Raw genomic sequence first — 17,867 nt, 5'->3', positions numbered from 1 at the left:
GTTTCATTCTAATCATCACTCGCCTGTGTTGTCGACGTATCGATGACCGGGCATCCAGGACAAAGCTTGCATGTGCCGGCGGGCTCGCCGACCAGCCGACAATGCGACAGGCGAAGCCCTGACAGGTGACGGAACAGGTAAAGCCTGCTGAGTGCGGGGGCTTCGAGCTGCCGGTCAAGCCGGCTCCAAGCCATCTTGCGAGAATGTCGTGCGGGCTGGCGCGAAGGGTGTTCTGCTCCGTGAGCCAGCGCCATACGGATCTTACGTTCGAGGACTTCAGGCGAGAACCTGTTCGTTATCTTGCTCATATCGGCTCAGCCGGAGCGGCTAAAAACGAAACTCCATGCAAACCGTTTCCGCCGCTTATGAGGTACAGCAATTTCTCACAACACTTAGTGGAATATTCTGTCCACAAATGCACCAGAATTTATCCGGCGCGAAGCATTGCTATGCTCAAGAACGCATCAACAAAAGGGCTCTCTCGGATGCGGCGGAAAAGCCGCCCAGCGGGATCCGAAAAGGATGCTCCTTTGCGTCCGGTACCGTGCCCAGGATGTTGAGAGCCGCCCCGGCGCGCATTGCCTTAACAAGAGCCGCACTCAATGTGAACTCGACAATGCAACCTATAGGCTGGCAGGTGTGGAAGGGCAGTGGCACATCGCCTACCGCTCCCTCATCAATCTGGATTCTGACGCCCTGTGTCAAAATCAACCCAAATGGCAGGACCATCGTACCACTTACCGTGCCTTCATTCTGAGGCCGGATGTTGATCAGCAGCAGGCGTCGCCCGTCGCTTTGAGTCTGCTCCTGTGAAATTATGCAGTCACTGGCGTTCCCGATCACCTGGCACTCGACGATCCAGTCGCGAAAAACCTCACGGACGGAGGTCGCTCCTCCTGGTAACGTATGTGACGTCGGTGTCTGGGCGTGCGAAAAAGTGGCGCCCGCCAAGACAAGGAAAGCTCCGATGCTCGCGGTAATTTTCATGACTGTTTTCATATAAGCACAACGATCTCTGACAGGTTCAAATGGAAGATTGTGTCCGCAACGCGCTTCATCGGGGCGCGACTACTCGATAGCGGCCAAAGCGGCAACAAGCCCCGCCAATGGCGCCTTTAAACTGACATTGCCCATGGCGGCGGATGAATAGCTGACCTCTATCGTGGCCTTTTGGCGGATTTGCTCACGCATCATCGCCCCTACCGGCAAAAAGGCCGTACAGACGGATACATCGCAGGCTTGGATTTTGATGCTGACCGGCTTTTGGCGCCCGGGCACGTTTAAGACAATCATCCTGTCTCCGTCCGGATCGGGACGTGTCCGCAGTATCATGACAGGCTGGCCCCCGTCTGTGGCAGCCAGGGACCAGCTGAAGGCAACCTTTCCCTCCCCGTCCACGATAGACTGGGTCACATTGCAGATTTTTTTCATCGAAACGAGGTTTTCGTCACAGATCAGCTCCCAGTTCTCAAATGGGCGAACGACCCGCTGATAGTTGCCAAGTACGGATCCTGCCGGCACCACCACGTCGGAGGGCTTCAACCGAAACGGTTGCCGCGAACCGTCCTCCGCGGCAGCAATTGCGCCACCAAAGGCAGACACGATCGAAATCAACAGCATTGTGTAAAAGAGACGCATAGCTCAGCCAATTAGTTGAGAGTAAAACTCAGGCCGGCGCCCACACCGAAATTCCCTTCGGTCATGACACCGGAAACATTCATCCGCATGTTGCCGGTTTCGCTGGTGTAACCGAGACCGAAAGCTCCGGCACCGGCTCCGCGCCAGGCGCCTGCACCAACCGCGAGACTAAGTTTGCCGGGCCTGTCGTCAAACCTCAGCGAGGCCGCCGCCAGTCCGATTGCCGCAGCCTGCCTTGCCTCCCCACGCACCTCGTTTATGCTTGAGCTGAGCCTGTTGAAGCCTTCATTCATATCGCCCGCAAGCGAGCCGACATACTGGTCGGTGTATTGCATGGAGGTCGTCAGCGTGTTTGACCCGACCTCATCGGCATAAGACTTGCCGGCCACCAGGGTATCAACATTGGATTGATCAACATAGGCACGGGCCTCCGTCGCACGTTGACGATCTTGCGCTTCCAGCTCCTGCTGGGCCTGTTTTAACTGCCGGACATTCACCCCGTCCTGTTCATCGACACCCATCGCCACATTCCTGATCAAGACAGGGGCATTAGGGTCACCGCCAAGCAATGTTACCGAGTTTGCCCGGGAGCCGTTCGGTGTAGCGTCGTAGGTCAGGCTGGCTGCCTGCGCCTCTGCCAGATCGTCGACGCGGGTGTTGACTGTACCGATATTGTCGCCGAGGGCGGCAAGTGCGCTGCCCGTATTGTTATACAGCCTCTGGCCTTGGGTCGTGCCGTCCGCTCCGATCATGGCAATCTCATAGGCCGGCGTCGTTAATGTGCCATCGGAATTCGTGGTAACACCACCACCGAGCGCATTCGCGGCAGAGCGTCCAACTTCGGCGATGCGGGCAGCAACAGTTTCGTTGGGTCCGATCCCAACCAACTGGGACTGGGCGGCGGTAGCGGCAGCCATGGCGCCATCAGCCGTCCCCTGCGCAGCATTTGTGGCATCGCTGACGACATTCAGCTGCCCGACATTTACGGCATCGGTGTCGCGTGTACCGGCAGCGACATTGCCGACACGGTTGGTCTTGTCATCGCCATGGCTAGCGCTGAAAGCTCCCTCGCCTGCATCCCACCTAAGGCTTTCGTCAGCTAGATTATCAATGCGATTGTTGACGACTTCGACATTGCCACGGAGGCTTCCAAGTGCATCGCCAACATTGCTGAAGATTGTCGGGGACTGCACCGTACCGTCGGGGCTGATGGTCCCAACTCCGTATGCCGGTGCTGCAACACTTCCATCGGCATTCAGCACCGCGGCTCCACCAAGTGCTTGCACCAATGCCTCTTTAAGCCCGTCAACTTGTTGAGAGCTTTCCTCTGTCAGATCAAATGCATCACTCACCCGCTTATTGATCGCTTCCAGTTGCCCGAAATTGACGGCATCGGTGTCAGCGACACCCGCCGCCACGTTGGCAATCCTGTTCGTCTTTTCGTTGCCATGCGTGGCGCTGAAGGCGCCTTCGTCATCGCTCCACAGCAGGCTGTCGCCAGCCAGATCGTCGACACGGGTGTTAACCGTATCGATATTGCCGTCGAGTGCGGAGAGTGCGTCTCCGACATTATTATGCGCTGTCGGATCCTGCTTCGTACCGTCCGGCGTTATCGTGGCAATCCCGTAGGACGGGGCCGTCACCGTACCGTCGGAATTAACGGCCGCGCCGCCTCCAAGCGCATCGGCAGTCGACTGACCAAGGTCTGCGATACGGCCAACAACGGTTTCATCGGCGCCAACCCCCGCCAGCTGGGATGAGGCGTTCCCCGCAGCGGCCAGAGCGGCATTAGCCGTGTTTTGTGCAGTCGCCGCCGCATCCCGTGCGGTATCGGCCGTATTCTGTGCAGCCCCTGCCGCGGCCAGAGCGTTATCAGCCACGACCTGCGCCGCATTCGCAGAGGCCTGCGCGGCGCCAGCCGCGGTTTCTGCGCCCTGTGCCGCCTGCTGGGCAGTGCCCGCAGCCCTCAACGCAGTGTCGGCAGTGCCTTGTGCGGCAGTCGCCGCAATCTGCGCCGCATCTGCAGCGTTTCGAACGGTGTCCAGCTGCCCCAGATTCACGGCATCGGTCTCAACGACACCCGCCGTCACATTCGCGATGCGGCTTGTTTTCTCAAGGGCGTGGCTTGCGCTGAAAGCACCTTCCTCCTCGCTCCAAAGCAGGCTGTCATCGGCAAGATCATCCACGCGCGTGTTGACCGTGGCGATATTGCCGTCGAGTGCAGAAATTGCATCCCCGACATTGTGATGCACCGTCGGGTCCTGCGCCGTACCGTCCGCCCCTATCGTGGCAATCCCGTAGGCCGGCGCTGTCACCGTGCCATCCGAGTTCACCGACGAGCCGCCGCCCAGAGCATCGGCGGTCGATTGTCCAACGCCGGCAATGCGGCCAGCAACGGTTTCGTTGGCACCAATCCCTGCGAGCTGGGAACCGGCGGTGTCGGCCGCAGCCAAAGCAGCATCGGCGGTGCCTTGCGCAGCGTCGGCAGCGGCCCGGGCGCCATCGGCAGCGGTCTTCGCACCGTCGGCCGTCGTCTGGGCAGTACCCGCCGAAGCCAGGGCATTATCGGCTGTACCTTGCGCGGCATCAGCAGCGGTCTTAGCGCCATCGGCGGCGGCCCGGGCGCCGTCGGCGGTGGTCTTCGCACCGTCGGCCGTGGTCTGGGCGGTGCCCGCCGCAGTTAGGGCATTATCGGCGGTGCCTTGCGCGGCATCGGCGGCGGCCCGGGCGGCATCAGCAGCGGTCTTAGCGCCATCGGCGGCAGTCCGGGCACCATCGGCGGCGGTCTTTGCACCATCGGCCGTCATCTGGGCGGTGCCCGCCGCAGTCAGGGCATTATCGGCCGTACCTTGCGCGGCGTCGGCGGCGGCCCGGGCGCCATCGGCCGCGGTCTTCGCGCCGTCGGCCGTCGTCTGGGCGTTGCCCGCCGCAGTCAGGGCATTATTGGCTGTACCTTGCGCGGCATCAGCAGCGGTCTTGGCGCCGTCGGCGGTGGTCTTCGCACCGTCGGCTGTGGTCTGGGCGGTGCCCGCCGCAGCCAGGGCATTATCGGCTGTACCTTGCGCGGCATCAGCAGCGGTCTTGGCGCCATCGGCGGCAGCCCGGGCACCATCGGCGGCGGTCTTCGCGCCGTCGGCCGTCGTCTGGGCGTTGCCCGCCGCAGTCAGGGCATTATCGGCCGTACCTTGCGCGGCATCAGCAGCGGTCTTGGCACCATCGGCCGTGGTCTGGGCAGCATTGGCAGATGCTTGGGCGTTATCAGCGGCAGTCTTGGCGGCGTCTGCAGCGGTCTGCGCGGTGCTGGCGGCCAATGCCACAGTTTGCAACTGCCCGACATTGACGGCATCATTTACAAGCACGCCATCGGCAATGTTGGAGATCTTGCTGGTTGCCGATGTTCCGTGGCGGGCATCGAACGCACCGGACGTCTGGTTCCAAAGCAGTGAATCCTCACCAAGGCGGTCAGCCTTGGTGGCAAGATCGGTAACGCGGTCGTTGGTCTCGGACAATTGACCACCCGTTACCGCATCCGACGATTCCGGGGTAAGAGCTCCGGGTGCGAGATTTGTTATCTTTCCATTTTCACGCACCATCATTGGGTTGCCATCACCGTCCAGCAATTGCCTTCCATCACCATCAAGCTGGGGAACGATGCGCTCAGCATCGAAGGCTTTTTTGTCAGGGTGCCACAACAGCGCACTTTCAATGATTGCTCCAATGGCGCGGTCATTCTTGATCATTTCATTGTCGAGCGCGGCGATTGCACCCAGAAGGCTGTCGGGTTGTTCGGCTGGGACCGTGTTTCCGTTGCCGTCAACTCTTGCTCCAAGGCTATTCAATGTAATTTGCGGCATGACGAGACCGCCTGCCTCATTGATCACCGCGCCGCCTCCGATCGCAGCGCGCACGGATTCGTCCACACGTGTCTGTCCGGGGTTCGTTCCGGCAGCTGGAAGGGCGGCCATCCTTGTTTCGAGATCGTTGACCCGACTGTGTGTTTTCCCGATCTCTGAGAAAGCGGCAAAGAGCTGCGAACCATTTATGGCGTCCGTACTCTCGGAACTGATCCGCCCCGATGCAACATTCGTGATCTGTCTTTGCTGTGCCAAACTACCAACTGAGAGTTCGGCGTGTGGTGCACCGCCTGCGAAGTTATAGACTGTTCCAGCCAAGGTTGCTGTTGGATATGCAACCATGTTCCCGGTTCTCGCATTGGAACCCAGCGCAACACTGAAGTCATTTTCAGCAGTGGCTCCGAATCCCAACGCCATTGCGTCGCGTATGTTCTGCTCAACGAGGGCGTTTCTTCCCAATGCTATCGCGTTTTCCGCTCTTGCCCGTGCGCCGTAGCCCACAGCGACGGCGCCTTCTGCGACAGTCAACTGGTTTGCGATCCCTGCTATTGCATTCCGTCCGACTGCAGTTGTATTGGGTCCATAGGCCTGTGCAAATCGACCTGCGGCCAGAGCGGAATATCCCTCCGCCTGCGTCGATGGACCTACAGCTGTGGATCGCTGGCCTCTTGCTTTCGCTGCCGTACCGACCCCGAGGGCATAGGTCCCGATCGCCTCTGAATTATTGCCGATCGCGACCGCAAAACCTTGCGCGGCACCATCCGCAACACTTCCGTCTGCCGAGGCCTGTCCGCCGATTGCGATATCGCCGGAGTGTACGGTCCTGGTTGTTGTGCTTCCGATCTTGAATCCGGCCCCTGTATCTCTTCCCATTTGAAGAGTTGCCATCGGAATATGAACGTAGCCGTTGAGCATCGCGAGCCCGTTGACGTAAATTTCGCCTCCTAAGCTCAGCGAAGTGGCTCCGACTCCGTTCACACCTGCTGGACGGTAGAACAGAACAGAATTTGTCTGGGTTGCCTTGTTGTTCGAGTTACATTCGGCAGCATTGTTGCGCAAGTTGATATAGGCGGTTGCGTCCTGGATAAAAGTCGGCGAACCCACTGCGAAGCTGTCCTGCGGATCGTTGATGCTCACGCACCGCCCGTCTGTGTTTGCATTAATGTATATGCCATTCGCCATTACAAGCGAGGCGGACGGGAGACCGAGTCCAGCGGCAATTCCCAAAAGTCCTAGGCCGCGCCGCGATTTGATGCCGAGAACCCGGTAAGCCATACGCAGCATGGCGAACAATCGGCGTCGTGCGAAACGGGAATCTGCATTTTTGCCAAACCAATTCTCTGCAAAACGAGAAACCTTTTCTTTTGCAGTTTTGGCACTTTGCGCTTTATGCTTCATAATTATGGACTTCTTCCCAGTTGCAAGCCGGACATAGGCCCGTCAAAATTTTCAGTGCAGACGGGATTACGATTTTGAAACGAAGACCCAGCTGCATGCGAAGCGCCTGCTAACCTCAAACAAGACCGTGCGGGAGGTGTGATACCGTTGCGAGACATGTTGCAAACGGAGAAAAAAGAATAGAAGCCATTGTTTTTTTTAATGGCAATTCTACGCGCAGCGATACACTCGTCGACGTACGTCTTGGGACTATTGAGGTAATGAATATCTATAATTCTGCTTCGAACGCAGTGATCCCGGAGATTCGCAAAATCAGGTTTCTCTCCTCAAGCACAAAAAGTGCGCCCAGCATTCATTGAACCCTGCTTAGCTGTGCGATTTCACCCACGTCCGAATACTCACAGCGATATCTCGCCTCACGCTCTGGGGCGCCATAACCTCAGGTAATGCCGGATTAGAACTGCGGGAGAGCGACGCCCAATCGCGCTTGGTACCGTGCTGTAGCGGTATCAAACTGATCTTTTCCGTTAAAGAATGCCAGATTTGCGCATCGGACGTTTGCGATACAACTGAGCATTACCCGTCCTATATCCACCAATTTGTAGGTCGAACGTGATAAGCATGAATTTCCCTTTTATCAAAAAGCCATCCGCGAAAGATGACTTTCTATCTGCGGTGGCTCAGGATCGGATGACTTATGTTGTTCAGCCAATTTCCTGCGCACTGGACAACACGCTGGAACTATACGGTGAATGTCTCGTCCGTATGGTGAACCGCGAAGGACGCCTTGTGGCCCCCGATGCCTTCATTCCGCAATTGGAGGCTGCCGGCAACATCAGCCTGTTAGACGAGCACATGATCACACTTGCGCTTTCCCATCTCAATCAGACCGAACGGGGCGCACTTGGGTGTAATATTTCTGTCGATACCATCCAGGACAACAACGCCTGGAACAGCGTTTACAAAATCATCGCAGAAAATTCTCATGTCGCAGACAGATTGATCATCGAAATAACAGAAACTCGTCCGATCGCGCATATTGACGCGTTCATTGAAAATCTCGCCCAGGCTCGCAGCTTGGGATGCCGCGTTGCCGTGGATGATTTTGGCGATGGCTACATGTCACCAGCTATGCTTTTGAGACTTGAGGTCGATATTGTGAAGATCGATAAGTCGCTGCTACGAAATATCCGATCGAGCGGGCAAAACCATTCTTCGCTCCATCATATTATCGGGTTTGCGAAAGCCGTCGCGCCGCTGGTCGTCGTGGAGGGGGTTGAGGACGCTCGAGATCTTATACGCTCGGCTGCAGCTGGTGCGACACATGTGCAGGGCTATTTTATTTGCAAACCAAGGCCGAAAGGTTTTTTACCTGAGCATTCGCCGATAGACCCAATTCGTCAGAGCATGTTGTTTTAACGCTTCGGAGGAAGGCCCCAAACACACGGCTCCCGCCAGAAATTCCTGCACAGACGTCACGATCGCTTTTGGCGGCAGTCAATTTAGCTGGGCCTGAGGATCAACGACCTGCAACCCGGCTTTTCTTAATCCGACCGCAATGCTGTCGATAATGGGCTTTGTAACGTTGTTATGATTAAAGTCGTAATAGAGATTCTCTTCATAATCGGGGCGTAACGCATGCAACCGGCTTACTGCCTGGTTCATTTCTTCTGATCGACCGAGCTGCGCCATCGTAATTGCGCGTAATAACGGCACGAGGTAATAATCCTCCGCGTTAACGCGGCTTAACATTTCAAGCGCACCCAGCATGTCTCCCCGGTAATATCGTTCATAGCCGAGCGACAGGTAGCCCAGGCCCTGCAGTTCACCTGATTCCTCAATCCCTTCTCGTGTGAGCGGAATTCCCTCATCGTCCCGACCAATGTTCGAGAAGGCATTACCGATCCTGATTTTAAGATGAGGGTCATGAAAACGGCTTAGAATTCGTCTGGCTACAAATTCGAACCCCTGGAAATCCTTCTTGTCGTAAGCAGCATACATCGATGCTTGCATTCCGAGAAACGATTGAGGGGCGAGCTCCACGCTTTTCTGGGCCGCGTCACTTAACAACTGACTGAACTCGCTTGTATCCTTTCCAAAAGACGCAGCATTTCGACCGAGCCTGTGATACAATTGCGCAAGCACGCCCCAGGCCTCCGCATCAGCTGGATCCTTCTCCACGACCTTCTCAAGGCATTGCCGCATATTTTGCTGAAATGCTGAGTGATAAATAAATGCAATTCTTTGCGGTTTCGTCAGGCACTCTCTACGATCAGCGTGATCGCCGTATATAATCGAAAGCACAGTCGGTATTGCTCCTTCGAGCCCGACCAGGCGTCCGATCACGACGTCCGCGACAGCATTGGGGTCGCGCAGTGCCTCGTTTTTGACCGGTTCCTCGGTTGCCCAGACGACGACACCGCTGCGGGCATCGTTTAATTTCCAGAGGACGGAGAGAGCTCCGCCCCCTTCCCGCACCAGGCTGTCAAATGTAAAAACATCGTCATCGGGGCGAGACTTAACAATTGAACTGACGAAGTCTGCTGCTTCCCCGGCGGCATCGACTATTTTTATTCCGCCGTGGTTTACAAGCTTTCCGACCACAAGTTCGGAAAAATCCTGTGCCAAATAGTGCGCGGCCTGACTTCCGGCAGTTGCCGTTGTATCCCGAACTATTACCACCACAGAGGCCGTGTGATCAGGCACACTCGTAAATGGCGGCCATGGTATGAAATCAAGCAGGACTGCTGTTATCACCAATGCGACCGCAGCGACGACAGATAGGGAAATTCCCGCATAAGCAAATGGAGCGCTTGGCCAGCGCTTTCTTTTATTCAACGTTTCTGTTCTGGCGGGGCCCGTTTCCGTGTCATCCAGCCGCGTTTCCTGTCGTTCCTCCCTTCGTTGAAATTCAGGGACATAACGGCCCTTGGGCAATTGGATTATGATGCCATTCTCGTTGTTGGCTGTTTGATTATAGCGATCGAGAAGTGATCGCAAACGCGTTGCTGTCGTTCTGACGATAGGGTCTTCCGCAGAGTCAAAACCGGAATTGCGACCGAAAACTTCGATAGCGATCGAGTAGGACTTAATGCGGTCAGCACGGCCTTCCAGGGTTTCGATCACGATATATCGCAGGAATTGCTGCATCCGTTCGGAATTGCGAAACATCTCGGACGCAAACATCTGCGATAAAGCGGCCATCACCTCCTCGCGATCGATCGGGTTGATTTTGAGATCACCTGTCAAGCGGAACTCCAGCAAATACTACTGCGCACTCCGAGCCAAAAAATTGGCAGCCATGCATGAAAACCTACCGTGGCAATATCTACACTAAATTAAAGCATTATCTAAATTACAAATTTCAAAAATGTTGTTTGGGAGGCGGTGGGTGATCTTGGCCCGAAGGTACGTGCAGATGGAGAGCGTGTCATTGATTCATCGCCTTCAACTTTTGCAAACTGTTGCTCATCTTCTCGATATAGGCTTCCGAGAAATTTGCGTTCCGAAGATCAAAGTCCAGGTGATCTTCATATCCGGGCCGCAACCGGTGCAGTTCCGCCAACGCGATGCGAGCGTCGGCCGCATGCCCCAGTTCTGCGAGAAGAACCGTTTTGAGTAGAGGAAGCTGATAATGATCCTCCCTCGTCACGTAGGACAATTTCTGAAGCCCGCCTTGATAATCACCTGCAAAATATGATGCATATGCGAGCCATAAGAATGGTCCCGTTTCCTTATATTCGGTCTCGTTGAGCCCTTGCCGTAACAAATTGGTACCCTCCTCCAGCCGACCGATGGCGACGAGTGCTGCACCGAACCGGATTTTCAGATGGGGATCATGGAAGTCGTCGATCAATTCGCACGCAACATCGGCGAATACCCCAAAATTCTTCGCATCAATGGATGCGTACATTTCAGCCAATCGCGATGAAAAACTATTTGGCGCGAGTAACATCGACTGCGTGGCGGCTTGTTGCAGCAGGTTTTGATAGGGTTTCGGATCATCGCCGAAGGATGCGGCCCGCCTGGCCAACCTGAAATATACCTGCACGAGCAACCCCCAGGCGTCGGCGTTTGTAGGTTGGTCTCTGACGAGTTTTTCCAGACAGGAGCGCGTCGAAGGTCCAAAGTCAGAGTGATAGACAAGTGAAATTCGTTCGGCACGTGTAACGCATTGCACCGGGTTACCAACTGCGGCACTGATCTTCGACAGTGCTCCGTTCAGTCCCAGAACTTGAACAGCCAAACGTTTGGCAATGAGACTCGTGTCCAACCGCTCCAACGGCCCTAGATCGTCGCGATCAGCCCATAAGATTTCATGAGTATCAACGTCGACTATTTTCCAGAGTAGAAAAACGCTTTCATCTACCTCGAGTAACGAACTCCCAAGCGAGAAGCTCGGATTGTGCGTATGCGTTAACTGGTTTGGCTGGACCCTTGAAGATGACGCATCAATGATATTTGCACCACCATAATTGGCCATTTGCCCTGAAATGAGAGCGGGGAACTCTGTGGAGAACGCGTTAAGCCGTTTGCCATTCTCGCGATACTCCATTTCCTGAACGAACAGTGTCGGGGCAGCTGAAGGCTGCTCGGGAGAAATCAGGCCATATGCCATCACCAATATAACGAGCAGTACCAAGGCGCAGCAGAGGGGCCAGCCTATTTGCAGCGTCTTCCGAAATTCAACTCCAGCCGGATCGCTCCGCTCATAGGCGGGATTCCTGTTGAAATCAGGAATGTAAGCTCCCCGGGGAAGAGTTATCACGATCGCATTTGCGGGTTTGGGGGAGCTGTTGTAGCGCTCAAGTAGCAGTCGCAGCCGCGTTCCCGCCGTCCGCACAACAGAATCATTGATAATTGCTGCCGAAGGCGATCTGTCAAACACGTCCGTGGCAATGACATAGGACTTGATACCATTTGCGCGACCTTCGATCGTCTCCACCACGATGTAACGGAGAAAACTCTGCATCCGCGGAGAATTTCGGAAAGTGTCCGAAGTGCAGATGTTGGAGAGCGTGTGAAGTATCGCCTCTTTTTCACGTTCCGCCGAAAGCACTCTGCCGGTGTCTGGTTTGCTTGTCTGCGGTTCCGCCAAGGCGACGATCATTTCTGCTGTCCTGGTACATCTCATTAAAAAAGCCCGCAGTCGTCGCTGCGGGCAGATTTAGACAGCTTATGGCGGAGCCGTCTGGTACGTTGACGCATTCTTCAGGCGCCAACTTCGAGACGTTAGATAAGGAGTTGCAGCGAATATAAAGGCGTGAAACCGCATGGAACGGTGTTACGCGGAGCATTGATCGACCGCGACCGGCAAATATCCATCGCTTACTCGCCCTCGCCCGTTGACAGGAAAATGAAATTCGCGGAACGCGTCCATGTATCGGTCTGGATCGACCACGATGTCCATGCCTTTGCAGTACGACAGTGTTGAGCATCGGTCTGTAACCCCCAAGGCCGCCTGATCGCCGATGCCGCGGAGCCTTTTTTGCCGGATCAATGACGAAGCCATACCGGGCAGGAAATTTCGCGTAGCGCCTTTGCCGCGGTCTTTACGGCCCGAAAATCAGCCAGCCTTATCCAGTCTAAAGGAAAGCAGCACGAACCAGCAGGTAGCTGGTCGGTGGAGAAGCGGACAATTTGGTGAATTGCGGTTCTCAGGCCACCCATAGGCCAATGTAAAACTTCGCGTTTTTCGCTGTGTTTTTTCCCTAGCTCCATGGACATAGTGCCCCACCAACGAAAACGGAAAATAGCTGCGGTTCGAAAGGCGTTGGAAGGATAGCCGACCTTCCAATCGTGTTTTTATCTCGACACAATATTAGGGGTTGCGCAAATTCCAGCTGCCGCCTAGTACAATCTTTGCGTGAAACGAGGAGTGTGCAGATTGTTTAGCCTCGGTCGTCAATACCAGCATCTTAATCATGCCGGGGGCTGCGCGTGTCATAGTTCAGACGCACAGCAGCTTTTCGCAAGGATCGGCAAAGAAATGTCGCGCCGCTCGGTTCTAAAAGGCATCGCGGCAACGCTCGCCGTCCCTGCGCTTGGAATCGCGAGCCCAGCATTCGCACAAAAAGCGGAAAAGCCGATTGTGCTCCGGAACGTCAGTATTTTCGATGGGATAAACTCCAGGCTGATCACAGGCCGAAGCGTTCTCGTGGAGGGCAAGTTCACTAAAGCCCTCGTCGCATCGGCCGACGACGTTGCCGATGCAGACGTTATTGAGTGCGGTGGGCGGACCCTGATGCCAGGCATGATCGATGCGCATTGGCATTCGCTCCTTGCGGGCATTTCGCAAGTAACAGCGATGACTGCTGATATTCCCTACGTTCATCTGGTTGCCGCACAGGAAGCCGAACGGACGGTATTGCGCGGCTTTACAACCGTCAGAGATGTCGGTGGGCCCTCATTTTCGCTCAAACGGGCCATAGATGAGGGGCGCGTCGCAGGGCCGAGAATATACCCTTCCGGTGCGATGATTTCGCAGACATCAGGGCATGGCGACTTTCGTATGCGTAATGATCTGCCGCGTACATCACAAAGCACCCTTAGCATTGCGGAGCAGGCCGGGATTTCGGCGATCGCCGATGGAGAAGCGGAAGTTCTCCGCCGCGTGCGCGAGCAACTCATGCTTGGTGCGAGCCAGATCAAGATCATGGGCGGTGGCGGCGTTGCCTCGAGTTACGATCCGGTCGATGCTCTTCAATATTCAGAGGCAGAAATGAAAGCTGCCGTATCTGCTGCGGCAGATTGGGGAACATACGTATGTATCCACGCTTACACGTCGGCGGCGATACAAAGAGCGATTTCCTGCGGCGTCAAATCAATTGAGCACGGTCAGCTTGCCGACGATAAAACGGTCAGGCTCATGGCTGATACTGGCGTTTGGTGGAGCATCCAGCCTTTTCTCGCTGATGAAGACGCGAATACCTATCCTTTGCCAGAGCAGCGAGCGCAGCAGCAAAGCATTGCCGAGGGCACGGCCCGCGCTGTGGAACTCGGACGCAAGTACGGAGTAAAAATGGCGCTCGGCACAGACATCCTGTTCAATCCAAAGGGAACTGCGACACAAGGTCGACAACTCGCCAAATTCGCTCGATGGTATGACAATGTCGATGTGCTACGCCTGCTGACAAGTGGGAACGCGGAACTCGCAGGCCTCTCGGGACCACGCAACCCCTATCCGGCAAAGCTCGGGCGCATTGAAGCCGGTGCTTATGCGGACCTTCTGCTGATAGATGGCAATCCGCTTGAGGACATCTCGCTGATCGCTGATCCCGATCGCACGATGAAACTCATCATCAAGGATGGCCGGATCCATAAAAACACGATTTCAGCCTGAGCGAGGAAAAAATTGAAGCGGTTTTCTCTTTTCATTGCGCTGTCTCTTTGCGGGATGCCGGTTGCACATGCGGCTGACACAACTCGTGACCTGCCGTCCGAACCCGTTCCAGAAGGGACCTCTCGTCCAGGCTGGGCGTTTCAGGTAACGCCTTACCTGTGGGCGGCAGGCCTTGATGGCAGCCTGTCACCTTTTAGGCGCGGTCCAACGATAGACGTGGACAAATCCTTTTCCGATGTGATGGACGACCTCAACTTCGGCGGGTTTGTGAACCTGTGGGGGCGTTACGACCGTTTTATCTTCTCAGGCGACATCATGTATGTCGACACCACTGATAGTCATGCCACAGGGCCGCTCTCCGCCTTCCAGATTCCAGGATTGGGTGTCACGATACCGCCTGGGGCTACAATTGACGGGAAGGTTGACACAAGACAGTTCATGGCGACGCTGCAGGGCGGATACCGGGTTATCGACACATCGCAGTTCACACTGGATGCTCTTGCAGGAGCACGTTTCTGGCATATTTCGAATGACGTCACGGTCACCGCAAGTCATTTCGCCATCGGAAGCCAAACGGCCACGCACGATGAGAGCTTTGGATGGGTCGACCCGGTGGTTGGTCTGCGAGCGTTCCTTCCACTGACTGAGAAGCTCTCCGTTCAGGCCCAAGCCGATGTCGGCGGCTTTGGAGCAGGATCCGACATCACCTGGTCAGTGCTTGCTACTGCCAACTATCTGGTTACGGATAACCTCTCGGTATCTGCCGGCTACAAGGCGTTGAAAGTCGATTATGATCGCGACGGTCATGTCTACGATACGATGTTGAGTGGACCTGTCCTTGGGATGACGTGGCGATTCTGATTGGCTTCACTGAAAGTAGCCCTCAGACAGTTGTGGCTACACATTCGTGTCTCGAACGGATACGAACTCGCGACCTGCGCCTAGCCGGCGAGATAGCGACGCATGCAATAGAGCAGCGTTGCCCGTGCTTCATTCTCACGAATGTCGATCACACGCCCGAAGAAGATGCGGTGCGTCGCCTCGTCGACAGTATTGGATAACTCGCATTCGAAGCTGACGGAGGAGTTGGCAAGGATCGGCGCGCCCGTAAGCCCATCCCTCCAATCGCCGAGCGCAAATCGATCTTCTGCCGGCGTCTTTCCACCAAAGCGTTCGGATATGTCCTCCTGACCTGGCATCAACGTGTTAACGCAGAAATGGCGCGTGTTCTCGAAGGCATGAAAACACGAGCTCGCACGATTGACGCAGACGAGAAGTGTTGGCGGCGTATCGCTGACACTGCAAACCGCCGAGGCCGTGAAGCCATAACGCTTGCCGCCTGATCTGGTGGTGACGACGTTGACCGCAGAGCCGAGGCGCGACATGCCATTTCGAAACGCGGCTTTGTCCACAATTTCGAAGCGGTGGTTCACCATGTTCATGTCGGCCTCCTGCTGCTGCGCCAACGCTTAGACCAACAGTTCTTTACGGACAATTTCCGCACCGGCGGCGAGGGCATTCAGCTTGCCTCTGGCTACGCGACGAGACAGGGGTGCCATGCCGCAGTTGGTGCAAGGGTAGAGCTTGTCAGCATCTACGAACTGAAGTGCTTTTCGCAGAGTATCGGCGACTTCCTCCGGGGTCTCAACGGTATTGGTTGCCACGTCAATGGCGCCCACCATCACCTTCTTGCCTCGAAGGAGCTCAATGAGATCTATCGGCACATGAGAGTTGTGGCATTCCAGCGAGATCAGATCGATGCTGGATTTTTGCAGTTTGGGGAAGGATTCCTCGTATTGACGCCACTCCGACCCCAGGGTCTTTTTCCAATCTGTATTGGCCTTGATGCCGTAGCCATAGCAAATATGGACGGCAGTTTCGCATTTGAGCCCTTCGATTGCCTTTTCCAGGGTAGCGACCCCCCAATCATTCACGTCATCAAAGAAGACGTTAAAGGCGGGCTCGTCGAACTGAATGATATCGACCCCGGCAGCCTCCAGTTCCCTCGCTTCCTCGTTGAGGATTTTGGCGAATTCCCAGGCCAGCTTTTCACGGCTTTTATAGTGGCTGTCAAAGAGTGTATCGATCATCGTCATCGGACCGGGCAGAGCCCATTTGATCGGCTGGCTGGTCTGCTGACGCAGGAACTTCGCGTCTTCGACAAAAACCGCCTTTTTGCGAGAGACGGCACCGACGACTGTCGGGACACTCGCATCATAACGATCCCGAATTCTGACCGTCTCGCGCTTCTCGAAGTCAACGCCTTCGAGGTTCTCGATGAACGTCGTGACGAAATGCTGGCGTGTTTGCTCGCCATCGCTGACAATATCGATACCTGCCTGCCGTTGATCATCGAGAGACAAACGCAGAGCGTCCTGCTTGCCGCTGATCAATTCCTCGTCCTGCAGTTTCCAGGGCGACCACAATTTCTCAGGTTCTGCAAGCCACGAGGGCTTGGGCAAGCTGCCGGCGGTTGACGTGGGCAACAGTGTTTTCATGATAGGCAACCTTGTGTGTTTGGCTCGTCAGTGAACGTGATTGGCAGACCATTGCTCAAGAACGGTCTTGTACGGTTTGATGAAATGCTCTTCAGCAAACCTTCCCTGCTCGACAGCCAGCCGGCTGCGTTCCTCGCGATCGTAGACGATGCGCGTCAGGGAATAATCCTGGTGCCGGAGATTAGGCTGAAAGCAGGCCCCTGCCGCAGAATTGGCGTTGTAAATCTCCGGCCGGTAGATTTTCTGGAAAGTCTCCATCGTGCTGATGGTGCTGATAAGCTCAAGATTGGTGTAGTCATCGAGCAGGTCACCGAGAAAATAAAAGGCAAAAGGTGCTACGCTGTTCGGCGGCATGAAAAATCGAACCTGCAACCCCATTTTCTGAAAGTAGCGATCGGTCGAAGACAATTCATCCTGCTGGTATTCAATACCTAATACAGGATGCTGATTACCGGTTCGACGATATGTCCTGCTGCTGGAGGCACTCAGGCAAATGACTGGCGGTTTGTGAAAATGCTCTTTGTAAGCCTGTGAGTTCAGGAAACATTTGAACAGGTTTCCATGCAGATCGCCGAAATCCTCTGGCGTACCGAAGGCGGGGCGATCCTTGTTGTAAGCCGGCAGCACGACGCTGAAGTCGTAATCCCGGACGTAAGAGGAAAAGTTGTTTCCTACGATGCCTTCGATGCGCTCGCCGGTCTTTTGATCAACGATATTCGTTTTCAGGATTTCAATCAGGGGAAAGGCATCATTATTGCCCTGCGAACCGACATTCATCTCAACCGAAATGATTTCGAGTTCGACAGAATAACGATTACCTTCGGGGTTATCCCAGTGCGCCAGAGCGTTGAAACGATTGTCAATCATCCTCAAGGCGTTGCGGAGGTTCTCCGCGCGGTTCTCGCCTCTGGCGAGATTGGCAAAATTCGTCGTGACGCGCGTATTTTCTGACGGGCGATAACCCTCATCAAAAGAGATCTTCTTTATATTGAAGCTAAAATCTTTGGTCATCACGATCGAACGCCCTAAATCCCCCGATGAACCCTGATTTCATTGACGTAAGTTTCAGGACGCACCGGATGTTATTTTCAATAGCCTCAGTCGACAGCTTTTAATCTGTCCCGACCCGAGAGCGAT

Annotated in this window: 11 protein-coding genes; 3 read left to right on the top strand and 8 right to left on the bottom strand. The window is 55.3% G+C overall.

Annotated elements, in window-relative coordinates:
* Positions 1-453: 453 nt before the first annotated feature.
* The 3 genes from QSV77_RS16540 to QSV77_RS16530 form a co-directional block, all read right to left on the bottom strand.
* Positions 454-987: an invasion associated locus B family protein gene (locus QSV77_RS16540; RefSeq protein ID WP_302734321.1), complete on the bottom strand. Its 534-nt coding sequence runs from the start codon at positions 985-987 to the stop codon at positions 454-456.
* An 81-nt stretch (positions 988-1,068) separates the two neighbouring features.
* On the bottom strand, positions 1,069-1,638 hold the full coding sequence (locus QSV77_RS16535) for an invasion associated locus B family protein (protein WP_302734320.1): 570 nt from the start codon (positions 1,636-1,638) through the stop codon (positions 1,069-1,071).
* Between the two features lie 11 nt (positions 1,639-1,649).
* The gene (locus tag QSV77_RS16530) at positions 1,650-6,890 is read right to left on the bottom strand and encodes a YadA-like family protein (protein ID WP_302734319.1); all 5,241 of its coding nucleotides are present in this window, start codon (positions 6,888-6,890) and stop codon (positions 1,650-1,652) included.
* 621 nt (positions 6,891-7,511) lie between these two features.
* Here QSV77_RS16530 and QSV77_RS16525 point away from each other — a divergent pair.
* Entirely contained in the window at positions 7,512-8,309 is a 798-nt protein-coding gene (locus QSV77_RS16525) for an EAL domain-containing protein (RefSeq protein ID WP_302734318.1), read from the top strand.
* A 78-nt stretch (positions 8,310-8,387) separates the two neighbouring features.
* On the opposite strand, the gene QSV77_RS16520 is transcribed toward QSV77_RS16525, so the two are convergent.
* Positions 8,388-10,139 carry a tetratricopeptide repeat protein gene (locus QSV77_RS16520; RefSeq protein ID WP_302734317.1) on the bottom strand — a complete coding sequence of 584 codons (1,752 nt, stop codon included), beginning with the start codon at positions 10,137-10,139 and terminating at the stop codon, positions 8,388-8,390.
* Between the two features lie 181 nt (positions 10,140-10,320).
* Positions 10,321-12,000: a hypothetical protein gene (locus QSV77_RS16515; RefSeq protein WP_302734316.1), complete on the bottom strand. Its 1,680-nt coding sequence runs from the start codon at positions 11,998-12,000 to the stop codon at positions 10,321-10,323.
* 777 nt (positions 12,001-12,777) lie between these two features.
* Here QSV77_RS16515 and QSV77_RS16510 point away from each other — a divergent pair.
* Together QSV77_RS16510 and QSV77_RS16505 are read left to right on the top strand one after the other, a co-directional pair.
* Complete coding sequence (locus tag QSV77_RS16510; protein WP_302734315.1) at positions 12,778-14,232, top strand: amidohydrolase family protein; 1,455 nt, start codon at positions 12,778-12,780, stop codon at positions 14,230-14,232.
* Positions 14,233-14,244: 12 nt separating this feature from the next.
* Positions 14,245-15,093: a hypothetical protein gene (locus tag QSV77_RS16505; protein WP_302734314.1), complete on the top strand. Its 849-nt coding sequence runs from the start codon at positions 14,245-14,247 to the stop codon at positions 15,091-15,093.
* Positions 15,094-15,173: 80 nt separating this feature from the next.
* Here QSV77_RS16505 and QSV77_RS16500 read toward each other — a convergent pair whose 3' ends face one another.
* Genes QSV77_RS16500 through QSV77_RS16490 form a run of 3 tightly spaced genes read right to left on the bottom strand, consistent with a single transcriptional unit; the run spans position 15,174 to position 17,741 of the window.
* Entirely contained in the window at positions 15,174-15,674 is a 501-nt protein-coding gene (locus QSV77_RS16500; protein ID WP_302734313.1) for a flavin reductase, read from the bottom strand.
* A 27-nt stretch (positions 15,675-15,701) separates the two neighbouring features.
* Complete coding sequence (locus QSV77_RS16495) at positions 15,702-16,730, bottom strand: methionine synthase (RefSeq protein WP_142843591.1); 1,029 nt, start codon at positions 16,728-16,730, stop codon at positions 15,702-15,704.
* A 27-nt stretch (positions 16,731-16,757) separates the two neighbouring features.
* The gene (locus tag QSV77_RS16490) at positions 16,758-17,741 is read right to left on the bottom strand and encodes a DUF1852 domain-containing protein (protein ID WP_302734312.1); all 984 of its coding nucleotides are present in this window, start codon (positions 17,739-17,741) and stop codon (positions 16,758-16,760) included.
* Positions 17,742-17,867 lie beyond the last annotated feature (126 nt).

It is taken from the genome of Agrobacterium sp. V1, from assembly GCF_030518355.1.
Lineage (GTDB): Bacteria > Pseudomonadota > Alphaproteobacteria > Rhizobiales > Rhizobiaceae > Agrobacterium > Agrobacterium cucumeris.
Note: the sequence above shows the minus strand (reverse complement) of the source record. Positions and strands in the feature narration are given on the sequence as shown.